This is a genomic window from Pedobacter sp. AC163, from assembly GCF_979258665.1.
Genome location: NZ_OZ409872.1, coordinates 4864200 through 4882452, shown reverse-complemented (window position 1 = coordinate 4882452; position 18253 = coordinate 4864200). Strand labels below are relative to the sequence as shown.

Genomic DNA, 18253 nt, shown 5'->3' with positions numbered 1-18253 from the left:
TCACAAATAATATTTAAAGGTCTCGATTTTTTGAGACCTTTTTGCGTTTAAAGCACTTAATATTGCTAATGAAGCAATCTTGTTTTTAAGACTAGAATGAGATTGCTTCGTTTCTTTAAAGCAATGATGATAGTACTATAATCCGCGTAAATCTTTTTAATCTGCGGGATATAAATCTTTATCAACATCATTTAAATCAAGCTTGCAAGTCACTTACATTTTCTCCCGCTGTAACGCAGATCTCGCAGATTAAAAATGATTTCTGAGCTTAGATTTTAAGGAAATAACTAATTTTTAATTCAGAGATTTTTTTGATCTGCGGAACAACATATTCAAATCAATATCAGCGAGCGTACATCAATTTGCTTTTTTAAACCAAAAAGCATTATTATTGTTAATTATATTGACTACCAAATAACGAGCGATGCCATTAATTAACGAATTTTCAACCATCCCTACCCTTTTAAGAAATGTTGTAAAAAACATTCACAAACCCGAAGAAACTTTTTTAATACATAAACAAGGTGCTGAATGGGTGGAGATATCATTTGAAGATACTTTAAAAAGAGCTGACGCTGTTTCCGCTTTCTTTTTAGAAAAAGGAATAAAGAAAGGCGATCGGTTAGGATTAATGATTGAAAACTCGCCCGAATATGTCTATTATGATCAAGGCATTCAGCAAATTGGCGTAATTAATGTTTCTATTTACCCAACGCTATCAGAACAAGAAGTGGCCTACATCATTAATGATTCTGGCATTAAAGGAATATTAGTTGGAAATAATTTTCTCTATAGAAAAGTACTTAAAGTTGCTTCAAACTGTAAAGACCTAAAATATATTATCCCTGCTTTTAAAGATTTTGAGAAAGTAAAAGTGCCATTAGATGTTGATGTAGAAATTATATCTTTTTCTGATATCTTAGCCTTAAAGCATCAAATTACAGCAGCAGAAAAAGCAGAAATAAATCAATGCAGAAGTTTAGTGCTACCAGAAGATGTTTCGTCTTTGATTTATACCTCTGGTACTACAGGAACGCCAAAAGGGGTAATGCTTACGCACCATAATTTTGTTAAAAATGTGGAGGTATGTCTGCAACAAATTCCGGTAATCGATCAAACTGAAACTTTCCTTTCATTTTTACCTCTGTCGCATGTGTTTGAGCGCACAGCCACCTATCACGTCTGCTGCACTCAAGGCTGTAAAATTGCTTTTGCTCAAAGCTTAGAACTCCTGGCGAAAAATATGGGCGAAGTTAGGCCGACAGTAATGAGTTGCGTACCTAGATTGTTAGAGCGCATACATGATAAAGCAATTAAATCTGGCACAGCTGGCGGAGGTACTAAAGCTAAAATTTTTACCTGGGCGCTAGAAACCGGTAAAAAGTATCGTGTAAAAAAAGAGGCAGGTGAAAATCCTGGATTCATTCTATCAACCAAAAAGGCCATTGCCGAGAAATTAGTTTTCAGTAAAATCAAAGAGAAAACGGGTGGCAGATTGAAGTTTATGATTTCAGGAGGTGCTGCCCTACCGAAAAATGTAGGTGAATTTTTTGGCGATTTAGGCATTAAAATTTTGGAAGGATTTGGCTTAACCGAAACTTCGCCGGTAATGTCTGTTACCGAATACCATCGCCAGGTTTACGGCACTGTGGGTCGTGTAATTCCAGGTATTGAAGTAGGCATTCAGGATGTAGAAAGCAAAGAAATTATTAACATCCAAACCCATGATACATTTAATGAAGAGTTTGAGTGTGCTGAGGGTGAAGTAATTGTTCGCGGCCACTGCGTGATGAAAGGATATTTCAATAAGCCCGCAGAAACGGCTGAAGCAATTGATCGGGAAATGTGGTTCCACACGGGTGATATCGGTCGCTTTTATAAAGGCAACTTACAAATTACAGATCGCCTCAAAAATATGATCGTTAATGCGTATGGCAAAAACGTTTACCCAACCCCTGTAGAAAATATCTATCTGAAAAGTCCGAAGATCGATCAGTTATTTTTAATAGGAGATAAACGAGAATTTATTACCGCTATCATCATTCCAAATAGAGAAACATTAGAAGAAACATTTAAACTAAAATCATCTTATTTCGAAGATGCCGATCCATTTATACGCGAACAGGAAATAATTGATTGGATGGAGCAAGACATCAAGAAAATCTCGAACGAACTTGCCAAATTCGAACGCATCAAGAATTTCAAAATTAAACGCAATCCATTCAGTATTGATGAGGGAGAAATTACTCCTACAATGAAAGTTAAACGAAGAATTGTAGAAAAGAAATATAGTGATGCGATCGACGCAATGTATGAAGAAGGGATTGAGGCAGAATTATAAAGAATTACTTGTTACAACTTACTTTCCTCAATTACCCTAATTGTGATCGATTGAAAGCGTTAGATTGATCTAATTTCTTTTATCATATAAAAATTACCTACCTTTCAACTGTCAGAGTAATGTAATCCGCATCACTCTTTTAAACGCGACGGAAGTGAATATGGTTATAATAAATAGTTTTAAAGAGTACGAATCTTTTTTAGGAAAAGAAATTGGTAGCTCTCAGTGGCACAAAATAGATCAGCAACAAATCACAAAATTTGCTGAGGCAACTTTGGATTTTCAGTGGATTCATTGCGACGAGCGGAAAGCTAAAGATGAAGGACCATTCGGTTCTACTATTGCGCATGGCTATTTAACCTTATCTCTTATTCCTTATTTATGGAAACAAATCGCTGATATTCAAAATGTTAAAATGGAAGTGAACTATGGAATTGAAAAATTTAAGTTTAACAAACCTGTTTTAGTAAATGATGAAGTTCAATTAAGGGCGAAACTAATTGCAATATCTGATTTGAGAGGCATTACAAAAGTGGTAATCGAAGCCAATCTTGACATTAAAGGCCAAACGAAAACAGCGTATACCGGCAACGTAATATTTCTTTACCATTTCAATTAAAAGCAACTTCGACAGGATCAATAAAAAAGTATAATTCTTTTCTGCTTGAGGAGAGACAAATACTATTATTAAACATCTTGCAAAATTCTTACTTTTGCAAAAAATACCTGAAATGAGTATAGGATTATCAGAACAAGAAATATTACGACGTGAGTCGCTAAAACAATTACGAGCGTTAGGCATCGAGCCTTATCCTGCAGAATCTTATGATGTAAATGTAAGTGCTGCTGATATATTGAAGAACTACGAAAAGGATAAAACTGCTTATAAGACGGTTAGCTTGGCTGGTCGTATTATGGGGCGTAACATCATGGGCGCTGCTTCTTTTGCCGAAATTCAAGATTCTACTGCCCGTATTCAGGTTTATTTAAAAAGAGACGAACTTTGCCCAGGCGAAGACAAAACATTATACAATACGGTATTCAAAAAACTTTTGGATATTGGCGATTTCATTGGAATTAATGGCTATGTTTTCACTACTCAAACTGGTGAAATTTCTATCCACGTTACCGAATTTAAAGTATTAGCGAAATCGCTTCGCCCCCTTCCTATCGTTAAACGAGATGATGAGGGCAATGTTTACGATGGATTTACAAATCCGGAATTGCGTTATAGAATGCGCTACGTGGATTTAACCGTTAATCCAGATTACAAACAAATTTTCATCAAACGGAGTAAGGTAATTAACTCGATGCGCAACTATTTTGATGAGCAAGGTTGGATGGAAGTAGAAACGCCTATTCTTCAACCAATTCACGGAGGTGCAGCCGCTCGTCCTTTTGCTACGCATCATAATACTCTAGATATGCCGCTTTATTTGCGTATTGCAAATGAGTTGTACCTAAAAAGATTAATTGTTGCTGGTTTCGATGGCGTTTATGAATTCGGTAAAATGTTCCGTAATGAAGGAATGGACCGTACCCATAACCCCGAATTTACTTCAATGGAAATATATGTAGCCTATAAAGATTATATCTGGATGATGGCTATGGTTGAAGAATGTTTGGAGAAAGTAGCGATTGCAACCAACGGCTCAGCGGTGGTTAAAGTGGGCGATAACGATATCAATTTCGAAGGACCGTATGAGAAATTAACCATGTACGAGTCAATTCAGAAATATACAGGAATTGACGTTTCTGCAATGGATGAAGAAGCGTTGCTTCAAACCTGTGCAACTTTGGGAATTCAAACCGATTCTACCATGGGCCGTGGTAAATTGGTAGACGAGATTTTCAGTGAAAAAGTAGAAGCGAATCTCATTCAACCTACTTTTATTACCGATTATCCTATCGAAATGACACCGCTGGCTAAAAAACATCGTTCGGCTCCTGGTTTAGTAGAGCGTTTTGAAATCTTTGTCAATGGTAAAGAAATCGGAAATGCTTATTCAGAATTAAACGATCCTATCGATCAGAAAGAACGTTTTGAAGATCAATTGACACTTGCAGATCGTGGTGATGATGAGGCAATGGCAATGGATGAAGATTTTGTTCGTGCTTTGGAATATGGTATGCCGCCAACATCAGGTTTAGGTTTCGGTATCGACAGAATTGTAATGTTAATGACCAACCAAAGCACCATTCAAGAAGTATTATTCTTCCCGCAAATGCGCCCTGAGAAAAAGAAGATTGAATTATCTCCGGAAGAAACTGAATTATTTGCCTTGGTAAAAGAAGATGAACAAGTTTTATTAACAGATGTTAAGGCTAAACTTACAGATTGGAGCAATAAAAAGTGGGATACTACCCTTAAAGGCCTAACTGGTAAAAGTGTTTTAAAAGTAAGCAAAACCGACGAAGGTTTATTTTTGTCGCATAAATAAAATTTTTAATAGACTAAGTTTACATTTTTAACTTAGTCTATTTCATCCCCCAATAAAATACATCCGATAATATTTTTATCGAGATAATATGGAGATTTTTGAAGAATTAGAATCTTTGAAAGAAAATAATTATACTTCTAAAGAGGCTAAAGTTTATTTAGAAAAAAAGGGTTTTTCGAAAAAAGAAATTGCAAATAATATTTCTCATTTCTATAGAAAAAAATCTGAGGTAAGAAACTCATGGCTGTTCAGGTTATGTATTTTAGGGCAAATCTTTTTTTTAGCAAGTATTTATATCCTGTATAGTGAAGGTGCAAATGACTTATTTTATCTTCCCATATTGTTTATAGCAGCTATATTAACAGTATTGTTTTTTAATTTAAACAAAATAGCAGTCCAAATCTGGATTGCATTATTACTTCTTTTCACAGGTATAATACTATTTTTTATATTAGCTGGCAGAAAGGATTTTTGGTTTATTGCAATCATTTTTTCTTTTTTCACTCAAATTAGCTATTCATTTTATACAAACAATAAATCAGATTTTGATTAAAAACCACCGTTCAGAGATTCCAATTGTTTTAATTATAAAATTGCGACATCCCTATTTTCTGCTTAGGATCTTAACATAAACATAACAAAAACTTAAAAGGCTTGCTAACAATTGTTTAGCAAGCCTTCTCTATATTTACAGCAATCAATAGAAAAAGATTGCCTTATGAATACTTCAAGCTTAGAAATCAACGAAAGAGAATACTGCATTAAGCTGAGTAAAGATGCATTTGATTTAACCCTTGTTCGCCAATTAATTAAAAGAATACAAGCCGAAGCATTATTCTTCTCTAAAGTTCAAAATGAAGAAGATGATATCCTAAGCAAGAGATCTCAACGAGAAGAATTGGAAGGATACGACAGTTTGGATGATAAATAGCTGATCATTTACCTGTTACGAGTTACAGGTTATGCGTTATTAATGGCGTCATACACTTTCAACTTTTAACCTTCAATTTTTAACCCTACTAATCAATATCCAACGTACCTTCCACCGAATCATCCATGGTTTTGCCGGTAATAACAGAGGCTGCCATCTTTAAAAATGCAACGGCTGTTCCGTTTTTAGTATCCCAATAATAACCTTCAGATGGGATTACCTTTATCAACGTGATATTTGGATCTTCTTTCCCACCCTGAAACCAGGTTTTAATAAATGGACTCCACAGCTCATCAATCTTGGCTTGATCTCTGCTAATTTCAGAAATGCCGTAAATGTTTACAAAGCCAGAATGTGCACCAGCTTGGAATAGTAAGTGTGTAAAGGGATCGGTAGCTATTTCGTCATTTTTATGACTGTCTTTCATACTCATAAACCAAATATTTCCTTCATCATCAACCTGCTGAATAGCCATTGGCCTTACCGATAATGGAACTCCGGTTTTAATATTGGTACAAAAAAAGCAGCTTTCTGCCTTTTCAGCAAGGCTGCGTAATTTTTCAACCGCTTCTTTGCCACCTAAATCTTTAATGTTATCTTCTTCCTGAGTATTGTTAGTACTTCCTTCTTGTGATGTTGCCATAGTATAGAATTTTCTCTTTACTACAATAAGAATGCGAGTTTAGTTTTAAATTTTGAAAAGCAATGTTATTGCTAGTATCTACGTTCGCCCTGCTATCACTAATATCTTTTTGCTAGCGGCTATCGTTTATTTAAAACTTGTGCAACAAAAAGTATAACCGTTCTATCAGGTTTAGCAAACATCAACCTGAATTTAGTCACTCAAATTTCTGAAAGCAGGCCTTCAAACGTATGCTAAAATTCATCGACTGAAAGTACTTTCTTAGCCAGTTTATCTACTATTAAGCCCTGTACAATAATAAAAAAGAACACAGCAAAGTAAGTTATCCCTACCAATAGCGGCTTGTAAGGGCCTTCATCCATTTGATAATACTCTCTCCAAAATATCAAATAACTTCGACTAACCTAAATTACTTTTTAGATTATGACTTTACATGCTGTATTTTTAAGCACAAAAAAAGCCGATTTGCATCGGCTTTAATTTATTTCAATATCGGGAATTTATCTATAACGAACTTGCTGTTGTTTGTCCATCATCCCCATCTGATCTTTCATTTGTTTTATCTGATCAGCTAATAATTTATTTTTATCGGCTTTCTTAGCCTCTGATAAATACATCGTTGCTTCACGTTTATTGCGTTTAGCCATTGCGATTCCTGCTAAACTTAACTTTGCCAAGGCAACATTATGTTCCATCTGCATACCCAGGTTCAAAGCAGTTTTAAAATATTTTTCTGATTTTAAAGGAGCAGTTCTGCTTTCAATTAAACCAACAAGTAAGTTATAATAACCATGTTGCACCCTAATCAACTGCTTTTCATAATTTGTAATTCTATCTAAGTAAGCTTTTGCCTTTGGCATATTGTCTTTTCTTAAAAACCACTGCGCTAAAAGCATGTTTTCGTTAAAAAAGAAGGTTACTAATATAATTAGCCCTAATAAAATAGCCACAATTCCCCATGGCCAAAAACCGAAAATAAATAAAGCTACTGCGCCACCCAGTAAAGCAACCCCCGCAATTAATCTGATAATATTTGGCATAAAATTTATTCTAATTATTTTTTTTTGCAAATATCGTTTTTAAATGGCATAATTTAGATTTTAAAACAATAATTTCATTAAAAATTTCACAGTCTAAACAATTCATCAAATTAATATGAAAATTCTCTTATCTATAACCCTAATCGTACTTGCCATGAACGTTTCAGCTCAAGATATTAACAAAAAAATTCACGACCAAGCTAGAAATAAAGATGTATTAATAAACGTGTGTACAAGGGAAGGTATTACCACATTCCCAGAATTTAAGGAAATGTACGATCCAATTTATGCGGCTTATGTTCCTGACGCGGCTACACTGATTGAATTAAAAAAGCTGGTTAAAAACGAGAAGATCAAAATTGTTTTTGGTACCTGGTGCGGAGATAGCAAAGTGAATGTTCCTAATTTTTTCAAAGTTTTAGATGCGCTTCACTTCAAGGAAAAGAATGTAGAAATTATTGCTGTTGATGGAAACAAGAAAGCAGAAAACGGCATTATTGACGGCTTAGATATCCAAAGAGTACCTACGTTTATCGTTTTTGATAAAAAAGGAAAAGAATTGGGTAGAATAGTTGAACATCCTAAAGCAACACTTGAAGCAGATTTGCTAGAAATCTATAAAAAGAAATCATAAAACTTTTAGGTGCGGGTTTTGGTTTTATCTCCAACAAAATAACTACTAACTCTTAAAAATATAATAATAAATACATGTCTGCAGCACTCGAACCTGGTTGGTTATCTGTTTTAGAGCAGGAGTTTGAAAAAGATTATATGATCAATCTTAAGTCTTTCCTCAAAGCTGAAAAGGACGAGGGCGTTAACATCTATCCTAAAAACGCAGATATTTTTAATGCGCTGAACACCACTCCGTTCGATAAGGTAAAGGTGGTGATCCTGGGTCAGGATCCGTATCACGGAGCAGGCCAGGCTCATGGTTTATCATTTTCTGTTCAGCGTGGCGTGGCTGTTCCTCCATCTTTAAAAAATATTTACAAGGAATTGGAAAGCGATATCGAAGGGTTCAAAGCTCCTAATCATGGTCATTTAACGCACTGGGCCGAACAGGGTGTTTTGTTATTGAATGCGACATTAACTGTCAGAGCATCTACACCTGGATCACACCAGAATCGTGGATGGGAAATTTTTACAGATGAAATTATCAAGGCCATTTCTCAGAAACTAGAACATGTGGTTTTCTTACTCTGGGGGAAATATGCGCAACAAAAGGCAACTCTAATTGATCAAAAAAAACATTATGTTTTAACTTCTGCTCACCCCTCTCCTTTTTCAGCACATACTGGCTTTTTGGGTTCCCGGCCGTTCTCAAAAACAAACCTGCTGTTGATTCAGAATAATCTGAAACCAATCGACTGGAATTTGCCCGCTTAATGAATACTTATTTCATTAGCGGATTAGGTGCCGATAAACGTATATTTTCTCGTTTAAAATTACACAGAAACATTAACATCATCCATGTTGAATGGATCGATCCATTAAGGAAAGAATCGCTGTCTGAATATGCCAAAAGGTTAAGCGAAGTAATAGATACTTCGGAAAAATTTGTGTTGATTGGCGTTTCCTTTGGCGGAATGATTGCGGTTGAGATCGCTAAAATTCTAAATCCGATTCTTACAATTGTAATCTCGAGTACTGTTCAAAGTAATACACTACCTCCGCTTTATCAATTTGCAGGTAAGCTAAAGTTGGTTGAAATAATTCCGTCATGGTTGATGAAGTCGTCAAATAGGCTTACCCAAAACTTCTTTTTTGGTACGCAATCAAATGCTGAAAAAAAACTACTAACAAAGATTATTAACGATACCGATCGACGATTCCTAAAATGGGCAATTGGAAGTATTTTAAGCTGGAGAAACGATTTAATACCTGAACGATTATACCACATTCACGGCACGAAAGATAAAATTTTGTATTCAAAAAAATCTAAACCCGATTTTGTAATTGAAAACGGAACCCAATTCATGGTTTATCAAAATGCAGCCGAGATTTCGGAGATCATTAATAAATTAATCATTAACGCATAAGATTGCCCCGTTCAGACGAAAATCGAAAATAGTGATGGCAATGGCTAGAAAAAATCCTCCAGGTTTTGACATTAATATTCCAAAGGGACAATAGGCTCTTTCTTTGTTGTCGACATAATCATCATGGTTTGAAAAGTTTTAACCACAGAAATTTTGCTGATTTTTTCCATAATCAATCGTTCATAAGATTTAATGTCTTTAACATAAACTTTTAAAAGGAAATCTGCCTGGCCTGTTACGTGGTGACACTCAGTAATTTCTTTAATTTGGTTTACTTCATCAAGAAAAATCTGAATGGTATTGTTTTTATGGAAATCAAGTTGAATTTGAATAAAAGTCTTAATCCCTAAACCCAATTTTTCTTCGTCAACTAAAGCATGGTAGCTTTTAATAAAACCAGCCATTTCCAATTTACGAACACGCTCCAAAGTTGGTGCTGGCGATAAACCAATTTCTTGTGATAAAAGCAAGTTGGTAATTCTACCGTTTTCTTGTAAGATTCTTAAAATTTTAAAATCGATCTTATCTAATTCTGATGCCATATTAGTTCAAAGGTATTGAGAACACAAACATAACCAAATTATATTCTAAATTTTAACAAAATTTATCTAATATATTTTAAACTATTTTTTTTAGATTTACCTAAAAATTTAATTAGATAGATATAAATGCAAAGTTTTACTGAAGAGAATTATCTTAAAATAATTTATCATTTAGCAGAAATTACTAATAACGTACAAACCAATGCCATTGCCGAGCAAATGCAGACTAAACCGGCATCCGTAACGGATATGATTAAGAAACTTGCCGACAAAGGGTTTGTAGATTATGTGAAATATCAAGGCGTTACCATGACCGAAAAAGGAAGGAATGCCGCTATAGATATTGTGCGAAAGCACCGGCTTTGGGAGGTTTTCTTAGTTGATAAACTTAATTTCAAATGGGATGAAGTACACGATGTTGCCGAGGAATTAGAACATATCAAATCAACTGCGTTAATCGAACGGTTAGATGAATTTCTTGGTTTCCCGAAATCAGATCCTCATGGCGACCCTATTCCAGATAAAAATGGAAGGTTTGCAAAAACTCAGTTTACAAAACTGATCGAACTGAAAATTGGCGATTCAGGAACAATCACTGGCGTTAGTCAACACAGTTCAGCATTTCTAAAACACCTTGAAAAACTGGGATTAACGTTAGGCAAACAAATTCAAATTAATGATGTTACCGATTTCGATGGTTCTGTAGAAATTGTGATTTCAGACAAACAAATTAATATTAGTAGAGAAGTGGCAAAGCATATTTTAATTAGCAGTAATGGCAAAAACTGAATCGCTTAGTGAGGTACACCAAAGTGTAAGCACAGACAAAAGAAAAGGTTGGCGTCGCATTTTAGCTTTTATTGGCCCAGCTTATTTAATAAGCGTTGGCTATATGGACCCAGGAAACTGGGCCACAGATTTAGCAGGTGGTAGTAAATTTGGCTATCAACTGATATGGGTATTGCTCATGTCAAACCTAATAGCGCTTTTACTTCAATCGTTAAGTGCACGTTTAGGCATTGTTAGAGGATTAGATTTGGCACAAGCCTCTAAACATGCTTATCCCCGCTGGGCAAATATTCCTTTATTTGGATTAGCGCAGACCGCAATTATTGCCTGCGATCTAGCTGAAATAATTGGAATGGCAATCGGTTTACAGTTACTTTTTGGTTTACCATTAATTTGGGGAATCTCCATTACCATATTTGATACCATATTGCTTCTATTTCTTCTTAACAAAGGAATGCGAGCAATGGAAGGTTTTATAGTTTCAATGGTGTTCATTGTTGGAATATCGTTTCTAGTGGAAATGTTTATTGTTGAACCCTCATTAAAAGAAGTTGTTAGAGGTTTTGAACCTTCTATTTTAGGCGGCGATGCTTTATATATTGCTATTGGCATTATTGGCGCTACGGTAATGCCACACAACTTGTATTTACACTCTTCATTGGTTCAAACCAGAAAAATCGAACGGACAAATAAAGGAATAAAAGAAGCACTGAAATTTAATTTAATCGATACTACAGTTGCACTGAACCTGGCTTTTTTCGTAAATGCGGCGATTCTGATATTGGCTGCAGCTGCTTTTTATAAAAATGGATTACACGAAGTAGCAGAAATTCAAGACGCTCATAAATTATTATCAAATATTTTTGGTGATGTTGCGCCAGCTCTTTTCGCAATAGCTTTAATTGCCGCAGGACAAAGTTCTACTGTTACGGGTACATTGGCTGGTCAGATTATCATGGAGGGACATATTAATCTAAGAATCCAGCCCTGGCTACGAAGATTGATTACCCGATTATTGGCAATCATTCCCGCATTTTTTACTATTCTTCATTATGGTGATGATGCTCTGGGGGGGCTTTTGGTTCTGAGTCAGGTGGTGTTGAGTTTGCAGCTGGGCTTTGCGATTATACCCTTAATCCATTTTACATCAGATAAAAAACTGATGAAAGATTTTGCGATAAAAACATGGGTTAAAGTATTAGCATGGGCCAGTGCATTCGCTATCATCGCCTTAAATGTCAAACTGGTAGTTGAAGAAATAAGCGGATGGACCAAAGAGGCCAATACCTGGTGGATTTATGTAATTATCGTTCCCGCCTTAATATTTATTGTGTTTCTACTACTTTATGTATTCTTTCATCCGATGATTGAAGAAAAAAATAGAAACAGGCAAATGGTTCCGCATGGCAATGCTTTGGACATTGGGAAAATTGATAAGATTAGCTATTCCAGAATTGGTATTGCAGTAGATTTTTCTAAAAATGACCGGAATACCATCCGACACGCACTTATTCAAGGTGGAAAAGATGCTCACTATTACCTCATCCACGTAGTAGAAACTGCAGCCGCCAGATATCACGGCCAAGAAGTTATGGACCATGAAACACAAAGTGACCGCGAAAACCTTGAAAAATACAAAGCTAATTTAGAAGACCTGGGTTATGATTCAACGGCATTTATAGGTTTTGGAAGCACTGCTAAAGAAATTGCAGATATTAGTAATAAAAACGAACTGGAACTTTTAGTAATGGGCGCTCATGGTCACAAAGGACTTAAAGATTTGATTTTTGGAACGACGGTTGATTCGGTGAGGCACAAAGTGAATATTCCAGTATTAATTATTAGATAGCTAATTTTTAACCACTTTCATTAACTTTTTAATTCCTCCATCACCCGAATTATGAATGATAAGTTTTCCTGCTGGAGAATACAAATACATAGCAGGATACATTTTTGGCAAAAACAACGGAATGAAAAGTTTATTTTTATCTTGAAGAATGGTAACGTTTGGTTTTGTATTCAAACCTTTAGCGTAAGTATTAAAAAACTGTGGAATGATATAAGCCTCATCTAAGGTAATCATGTAGATATTTACGTTTTTAAATTGTGCATAATTAGCACCCAGTAGTTTAGTTTCTCGTTGGCAATGCTCGCAGGTAACATCGAAAAGCATAAACAGATTCTGTTTGCCCGGAACAAGATTTTTATTCGAAAATGCTTTACCATCCAATTTAAAAAACGTGAATTGTGGTAAAATTGTAGGTTGCTGCGCTTGCAGATGAGAGAAAAAGAAAAAAGATAATGCTAAAAAAAGGATTCTGAATTTCATAAATAGCTTTTAAAAATCAAACATAAATAATAAATTTCGTTAGCAATAGATATATCCTTCAGCTTTTACAAACAGATGAATATAAAGGAGTGTTATTAATAGCTGAGAACGAAATAAATAAAAACGAAATTATACCCTCAAATTTTAAGATATTTGCAACCCAGCATTTTGCTGTTTTTTTAAATGTAGAAGCAGATCTACCTAGAAATACAAATTAACTTTGAAAAACGATATTAATATAAAAAACAAAAGAGCATACTTTGACTATAATTTACTTGATAAATATGTGGCAGGTATCGCACTTTTGGGAACAGAAATAAAAGCCATTAGACAAGGTAAAGCCAATATGACGGATGCATTTTGTATGTTCATAGGCGGAATTTTGTATGTCCGAAATCTTCATGTTTCTGAATATAGCCATAGCTCCTTTTATCATCATGATATAAAAAGAGATAGAGCATTACTACTTCAGAAAAAAGAAATCAGAAAACTTCGTCTTAAGGGTGAAGAAAAGGGTTATACAATAGTGCCTTTAAGGATTTTTATCAATGAAAGAGGTTTCGCTAAAATGGAAATTGCATTGGCACAAGGTAAAAAAGAATTTGATAAACGTGATAGCATTAAGGATAGAGATACTAAACGTGAATTGGATAGAGCGCTGAAGAGATAACTGAGTTAGGAATTGAGGGTTTGGAGTTTTAGTACTCTCAACTCCCAGCTTGTTTACCATGCCTGATCGCCAACTAAAGGCACAAATCTAAACGTATCTAATATTATTTTATCGTAATCAGTTTCGCTTACTCTAATAACGGTAACCATTTTTTGCGTGCTTTCATCTCCAACTGGAATAACCAAAATACCTCCAATTTTTAATTGTTTCAATAAAATCTCTGGAACAAGCGGGGCACCAGCGGTAACAATTATTTTATCGTAAGGAGCATGTTTTGCAATTCCCTTTGAACCATCTCCACAGTAAAATGTAGGTCTGTAGCCCATACCAGGCAATACTTGAATGGTTCGGTTATAAATGTTCTCTTGTCTTTCGATGGTAAAAACATTTGCACCAAGTTCCATTAAAATACAAGTTTGATATCCGGAACCTGTTCCAATTTCTAAAACTTTATCGCCTTTTTTAATGTGTAATAACTCACTTTGATAGGCAACAGTGTAGGGCTGCGAAATGGTCTGTCCATCACCAATTGGGAAGGCAATATCTTTGTAAGCCTGATTCCAGAAAGTCTCATCAAAAAAGAAATGACGTGGTACTTTGCCAATTGCTTTTAGTACATTTTCATCTTCAATTCCGCGAGATTTTAGGAGTTCAACCAACTTCTTTCTCGCACCACGCTCTCGGTAATTATCAACAAATTTATAGGCCATGAAGTCTCAAAATTAGCTTTTTCAAGCGGTGATACAAGATAAAGAAATCAACATTTATATAACTTACAGTAAATCAAAATAATGGGATTTTCGTTAGTGTAAAACATTAATTGTGTGTATTAAGGAATTATTTCTACTTTTGAAGACTTATATAAATTACCTCAACTGTCTACTCTTACATGAAAAAAGGACTAATAAGCATATTCATATTATGCACTTGCATCACATTTAATATACTTGCACAAACCAGTGCTGATTATAATTATTCAATTGCAGCAAGAGGTTTTAGCATGATGCAACTACCGAAAATATTAAATCAAACAAATACCCAAGATTATACAAAGATGTATGGTAATGGAGTTATTCTGAAGTTCAACGACAATCAGATAAGTTACCGAATCAGTGGAAATTATTTCCGCAATAATGATGTTCGATTTCAAAACACTTGCGAAACCTGTGAAATGGCTAGCGGAAAAGTAACAGATTACTCTTTCAAGATAGGTTTTGAAAAAAACTTCAATTACTCAAGAGTTCAACCTTATTTCGCTTTTGATATTGGATACCGCTCTAATAAATTTACAGGTGTTATATCACCACAAAATGCATTGGTTGGCTCAACAAATCAGTCGGCTGATGCGAGTAAGAATGGTTTGGTAATGTCTCCAACGTTAGGCTTCAAAATCAACATCATTCCCAACTTAGCAATATTTGCTGAAAGCAGCCTGGATTTCAACTATTCGTATGAAAAGCAAGATATTACCCAACCGAATCTTACCGCCAGAACGGTAAATACTTATAACAAATGGGAGTTTTTATTGAACCCCGTTTCTGCAGGTATTCAATTTAATTTTAATAGTAAAAATTAGTACGGATCTACATCAATTTGGGTGAAAACGCCTTTAAAATCTTTAGTGGCATTGAATTGTGTTAGTGTTTCACGAAGTGCATCTTTAACTTTCTGAATGGCAGTATGCTTATCGGCTTTAATGATAATTTGTTTGATATACAGATTACGTACACGGCTGATTAATGGTTGCTCCGGCCCCAATACACGTTTACCGAATTTAGCCTTAAGAATATTTGCCAATGTAAGTGCGGCATGATCTAATACATGAGAATCTTTATGTTTGACATAAAGAAATATCATCCGAGAAAATGGCGGATACAGAAATTTTTCACGCTCTGCTATTTCATCATTGTACATGCCTTCGTAATCGTTATTAACAACTTGTTTAATAATCCGATTATCAGCATCGTAAGTTTGAATGCAAACATTTCCTTGGTCAGCTCGTCTCCCAGCCCTTCCAGCAACCTGCGCTAACAGCTGAAAACTACGTTCATAAGCCCTAAAATCAGGATAACCCAACAAGGTATCTGCGTTAATAACGCCAATCAAATTTAAGTTATCGAAATCTAAGCCTTTAGCAACCATCTGTGTACCGATCAGGATGTCCGTTTTCTTTTCCTGGAAATCGGTTAAAATTTGTTGCAAACCATTTTTTGTCCGGGTGCTGTCCATATCCAAACGGGCAATAGTAATGTCTGGATACAAAAGTTTTAGCTCCTCTTCAATACGCTCCGTTCCAAAGCCTTTCTGCTCTACGTGAACAGAGCCACATGCCGGACAAATATTAACGCTGCTTTGTTGAAAACCGCAATAGTGGCAATGCAGTTTACCACTACTTTTATGATAGGTTAAGCTTACATCGCAATTCACACATTTTGGAGTATAGCCACAAGTAGCGCAAATTAAAATGGTTGCATAGCCTCTTCGATTTTGAAAAAGAACAACTTGCTCCTTTTTTGATAAGGCAAGGTCGATATCTTTAATTAATACGCTAGAGAAATAAGAAACCATGGTTTTCTGTTTGGTTTCCTCAGCAATACTCACAACCTGTTGGTTGGGTAATTGCACACCCCCAAAGCGCTCTTTCATCTCAACTAACCCATACTTTCCTTGCAGCGCATTATAGTAACTTTCTAGTGATGGAGTTGCAGAGCCCAAAATAACTTTAGCCTGATGCAAATGAGCGAGATAAATCGAGGCATCTCTTGCTTGATATCTAGGAGCGGGATCATATTGTTTGTAAGATGGCTCATGTTCTTCATCTACCACAATTAATTTTAAGTGTTGAAATGGTAGAAATACGGCCGACCTTGCCCCAAGTATTACCTTATAAGCGCCTGTTCTTACCTTATTCCAAATTTCAACCCTTTCGTTATTATTAAATTTCGAATGATAAACGCCAATTGCATTTCCAAAATAATGCTTAATACGTTCAACAATTTGAGTAGTTAAGGCAATTTCAGGTAATAAGAATAGAACTTGCCCATCAGTGTTTTGAATAATTTCTTCAATTAATTTAATATAAACCTGTGTTTTACCAGAAGCAGTTACTCCGTGAAGTAAAACAACATCTTTTTCTTCGAACGATTGATTGATCAGATTTAAAGCGGTCTGTTGTCCGGTATTTAATTGAAAATTGATACTAAATTCTTCATCATGATTAGCTAACCTACTTACAGGACGTTTCATCACTATAAAAATCTCTTTATCTGTTAGTGATTTTAGGGCACTTATACCACAGTTGCTCTCTTCTAAAAGCTGTTCTTTAGAAATGGGAAGATTTAATTTTTGCAGTTTTAGATAGACAAGCAAAGCATCAAGTTGTTTTGGTGCTTTCTCCAGAACGTTAAAAAGTTGCTTTAAATTTTCTTCATCGGTGTAAAAATCATTCAAGGTGACGAACGATTTTAAAAGGGGCTTATATTTTTGCACCACTTCTTCTGCCACCAGAATTAGCTCCTTTTCTAATAAATGATTGATGATTGGATAAATTGTTTTTTGACCTAACAATTTTGAAACATCATTTACTGTCAGTTTTTCTTGCTTTTTTAGCGCTGAAATAATGATCTCCTCTTTTTCGGTAAGTACAATCTCATCCGTAAAATCATCACGGAGAACGAGTATGGTTTCGCTGGCAAGTTTCAAACTAGCGGGTAACGCCGCAGACATCACATCTCCTTCATTACACATATAGTAATTCGTCATCCAACTCCAGAACTTTAGTTGCGTGGGGGTTACTACCGGCTCACTGTCAATTATATCGATAATATATTTCGCCTCATAAACTCCAGGAGGATTCTTGGAAATGGCACTAATTAAAGCGGTGTAGATTTTATGCTTGCCAAACTGAACAACAACTCTTTTCCCAATCGCAACCTCATCATTTAAATCAAATGGTACCCTATAGGTATAGTTTATTGCCAAAGACAAAGGCAAGATAACTTCGACAAAAAGTGTTTCTCTTTCTGCAAAAATATCGTTTCCAAAGCTATCCATTATTTATCCTTAAATGCAGCGAAGAACAGCATTATCCAACCTAAAACAAACAAAAGACCACCAATTGGCGTAATTGGACCAATTAGATTGATAAAATCCAACTTTAATATGCTTCGGGTCGCCAACAAGTACAATGATCCCGAGAAGAGAACAATTCCGAATGTAAAGCAGAAATAGGCAATGTTGATTAACTTGTTTCTATATCTGGCAAAAGTTGAAAGGTACAAAAGCGCAAAAGTGTGATAAAATTGATATTCTACCCCTTTCTGCCAAATATCTATTGAGGGTTGATCTATTACGGCCTTTAAACCATGAGCACCGAAAGCGCCAAGTAAAACAGCCACCACGCCAAAAAAAGAAGCAGTAAGTATAATTCGTTTATTCATAGTTATTGCTTGAAGCAATTGCTAAATTAATAAAATGACATAGAAC

At 35.2% G+C, this 18253-nt stretch carries 19 protein-coding genes; 12 read left to right on the top strand and 7 right to left on the bottom strand.

Translation table 11 applies throughout. The features are described 5' to 3' along the window. The first annotated feature begins 424 nt into the window (after positions 1 to 424). The 5 genes from ACZZZK_RS21110 (at position 425) to ACZZZK_RS21090 (ending at position 5713) form a co-directional block, all read left to right on the top strand. Positions 425 to 2341 carry an AMP-dependent synthetase/ligase gene (locus tag ACZZZK_RS21110; RefSeq protein ID WP_463485851.1) on the top strand — a complete coding sequence of 639 codons (1917 nt, stop codon included), beginning with the start codon at positions 425 to 427 and terminating at the stop codon, positions 2339 to 2341. A gap of 160 nt (positions 2342 to 2501) precedes the next feature. Beyond that, positions 2502 to 2960 carry a MaoC family dehydratase gene (locus tag ACZZZK_RS21105; RefSeq protein WP_463486309.1) on the top strand — a complete coding sequence of 153 codons (459 nt, stop codon included), beginning with the start codon at positions 2502 to 2504 and terminating at the stop codon, positions 2958 to 2960. 112 nt (positions 2961 to 3072) lie between these two features. Next, positions 3073 to 4782 carry a lysine--tRNA ligase gene (lysS, locus tag ACZZZK_RS21100; protein WP_463485850.1) on the top strand — a complete coding sequence of 570 codons (1710 nt, stop codon included), beginning with the start codon at positions 3073 to 3075 and terminating at the stop codon, positions 4780 to 4782. 88 nt (positions 4783 to 4870) lie between these two features. Further along, positions 4871 to 5335, top strand: coding sequence for a hypothetical protein (locus tag ACZZZK_RS21095; RefSeq protein WP_463485849.1), 465 nt, complete (start codon positions 4871 to 4873; stop codon positions 5333 to 5335). Between the two features lie 165 nt (positions 5336 to 5500). Further along, positions 5501 to 5713 (top strand): hypothetical protein, encoded by a 213-nt coding sequence (locus tag ACZZZK_RS21090; protein WP_463485848.1) that lies wholly within the window; start codon positions 5501 to 5503, stop codon positions 5711 to 5713. 88 nt (positions 5714 to 5801) lie between these two features. On the opposite strand, the gene ACZZZK_RS21085 is transcribed toward ACZZZK_RS21090, so the two are convergent. Both ACZZZK_RS21085 and ACZZZK_RS21080 read right to left on the bottom strand, forming a co-directional pair. Beyond that, a complete protein-coding gene (locus ACZZZK_RS21085) occupies positions 5802 to 6356 on the bottom strand; it encodes a pyridoxamine 5'-phosphate oxidase family protein (protein WP_056850306.1) in 555 nt (184 codons plus the stop codon). A gap of 500 nt (positions 6357 to 6856) precedes the next feature. Continuing rightward, on the bottom strand, positions 6857 to 7396 hold the full coding sequence (locus ACZZZK_RS21080; RefSeq protein ID WP_463486308.1) for a YgaP family membrane protein: 540 nt from the start codon (positions 7394 to 7396) through the stop codon (positions 6857 to 6859). A 115-nt stretch (positions 7397 to 7511) separates the two neighbouring features. On the opposite strand from ACZZZK_RS21080, the gene ACZZZK_RS21075 reads away from it, so the two are divergent. The 3 genes from ACZZZK_RS21075 (at position 7512) to ACZZZK_RS21065 (ending at position 9438) form a co-directional block, all read left to right on the top strand. After that, on the top strand, positions 7512 to 8030 hold the full coding sequence (locus tag ACZZZK_RS21075) for a thioredoxin family protein (RefSeq protein ID WP_463485847.1): 519 nt from the start codon (positions 7512 to 7514) through the stop codon (positions 8028 to 8030). Positions 8031 to 8104: 74 nt separating this feature from the next. After that, positions 8105 to 8785: a uracil-DNA glycosylase gene (ung, locus tag ACZZZK_RS21070; protein WP_463485846.1), complete on the top strand. Its 681-nt coding sequence runs from the start codon at positions 8105 to 8107 to the stop codon at positions 8783 to 8785. Further along, a complete protein-coding gene (locus ACZZZK_RS21065; RefSeq protein WP_463485845.1) occupies positions 8785 to 9438 on the top strand; it encodes an alpha/beta hydrolase in 654 nt (217 codons plus the stop codon). Before ung ends, ACZZZK_RS21065 begins: the two co-directional genes overlap by 1 nt. Positions 9439 to 9509: 71 nt before the next feature. Here the strand turns inward: ACZZZK_RS21065 and ACZZZK_RS21060 are convergent, their stop codons facing one another. Beyond that, complete coding sequence (locus ACZZZK_RS21060) at positions 9510 to 9980, bottom strand: Lrp/AsnC family transcriptional regulator (RefSeq protein WP_056850310.1); 471 nt, start codon at positions 9978 to 9980, stop codon at positions 9510 to 9512. A 126-nt stretch (positions 9981 to 10106) separates the two neighbouring features. Here ACZZZK_RS21060 and ACZZZK_RS21055 point away from each other — a divergent pair, with 126 nt between their 5' ends. Together ACZZZK_RS21055 and ACZZZK_RS21050 are read left to right on the top strand one after the other, a co-directional pair. Then, a complete protein-coding gene (locus tag ACZZZK_RS21055; protein ID WP_463485844.1) occupies positions 10107 to 10769 on the top strand; it encodes a metal-dependent transcriptional regulator in 663 nt (220 codons plus the stop codon). After that, complete coding sequence (locus ACZZZK_RS21050; protein WP_463485843.1) at positions 10756 to 12618, top strand: Nramp family divalent metal transporter; 1863 nt, start codon at positions 10756 to 10758, stop codon at positions 12616 to 12618. The genes ACZZZK_RS21055 and ACZZZK_RS21050 overlap by 14 nt, the downstream gene beginning before the upstream one ends. Here the strand turns inward: ACZZZK_RS21050 and ACZZZK_RS21045 are convergent, their stop codons facing one another. Further along, positions 12619 to 13098: a TlpA family protein disulfide reductase gene (locus ACZZZK_RS21045; RefSeq protein WP_463485842.1), complete on the bottom strand. Its 480-nt coding sequence runs from the start codon at positions 13096 to 13098 to the stop codon at positions 12619 to 12621. It lies immediately after the preceding gene. A 220-nt stretch (positions 13099 to 13318) separates the two neighbouring features. On the opposite strand from ACZZZK_RS21045, the gene smpB reads away from it, so the two are divergent. After that, complete coding sequence (smpB, locus tag ACZZZK_RS21040) at positions 13319 to 13768, top strand: SsrA-binding protein (RefSeq protein ID WP_056850421.1); 450 nt, start codon at positions 13319 to 13321, stop codon at positions 13766 to 13768. Positions 13769 to 13821: 53 nt separating this feature from the next. On the opposite strand, the gene ACZZZK_RS21035 is transcribed toward smpB, so the two are convergent. Continuing rightward, positions 13822 to 14478 (bottom strand): protein-L-isoaspartate(D-aspartate) O-methyltransferase, encoded by a 657-nt coding sequence (locus tag ACZZZK_RS21035; RefSeq protein WP_265800243.1) that lies wholly within the window; start codon positions 14476 to 14478, stop codon positions 13822 to 13824. Between the two features lie 179 nt (positions 14479 to 14657). On the opposite strand from ACZZZK_RS21035, the gene ACZZZK_RS21030 reads away from it, so the two are divergent. Then, positions 14658 to 15344 (top strand): hypothetical protein, encoded by a 687-nt coding sequence (locus tag ACZZZK_RS21030; protein ID WP_463485841.1) that lies wholly within the window; start codon positions 14658 to 14660, stop codon positions 15342 to 15344. Here ACZZZK_RS21030 and priA read toward each other — a convergent pair. Then, on the bottom strand, positions 15341 to 17821 hold the full coding sequence (gene priA, locus ACZZZK_RS21025) for a replication restart helicase PriA (RefSeq protein WP_463485840.1): 2481 nt from the start codon (positions 17819 to 17821) through the stop codon (positions 15341 to 15343). The two genes, ACZZZK_RS21030 and priA, sit on opposite strands and share 4 nt — an antisense overlap. Then, positions 17821 to 18207 (bottom strand): DUF423 domain-containing protein, encoded by a 387-nt coding sequence (locus ACZZZK_RS21020; RefSeq protein ID WP_463485839.1) that lies wholly within the window; start codon positions 18205 to 18207, stop codon positions 17821 to 17823. The genes priA and ACZZZK_RS21020 overlap by 1 nt, the downstream gene beginning before the upstream one ends. Positions 18208 to 18253 lie beyond the last annotated feature (46 nt).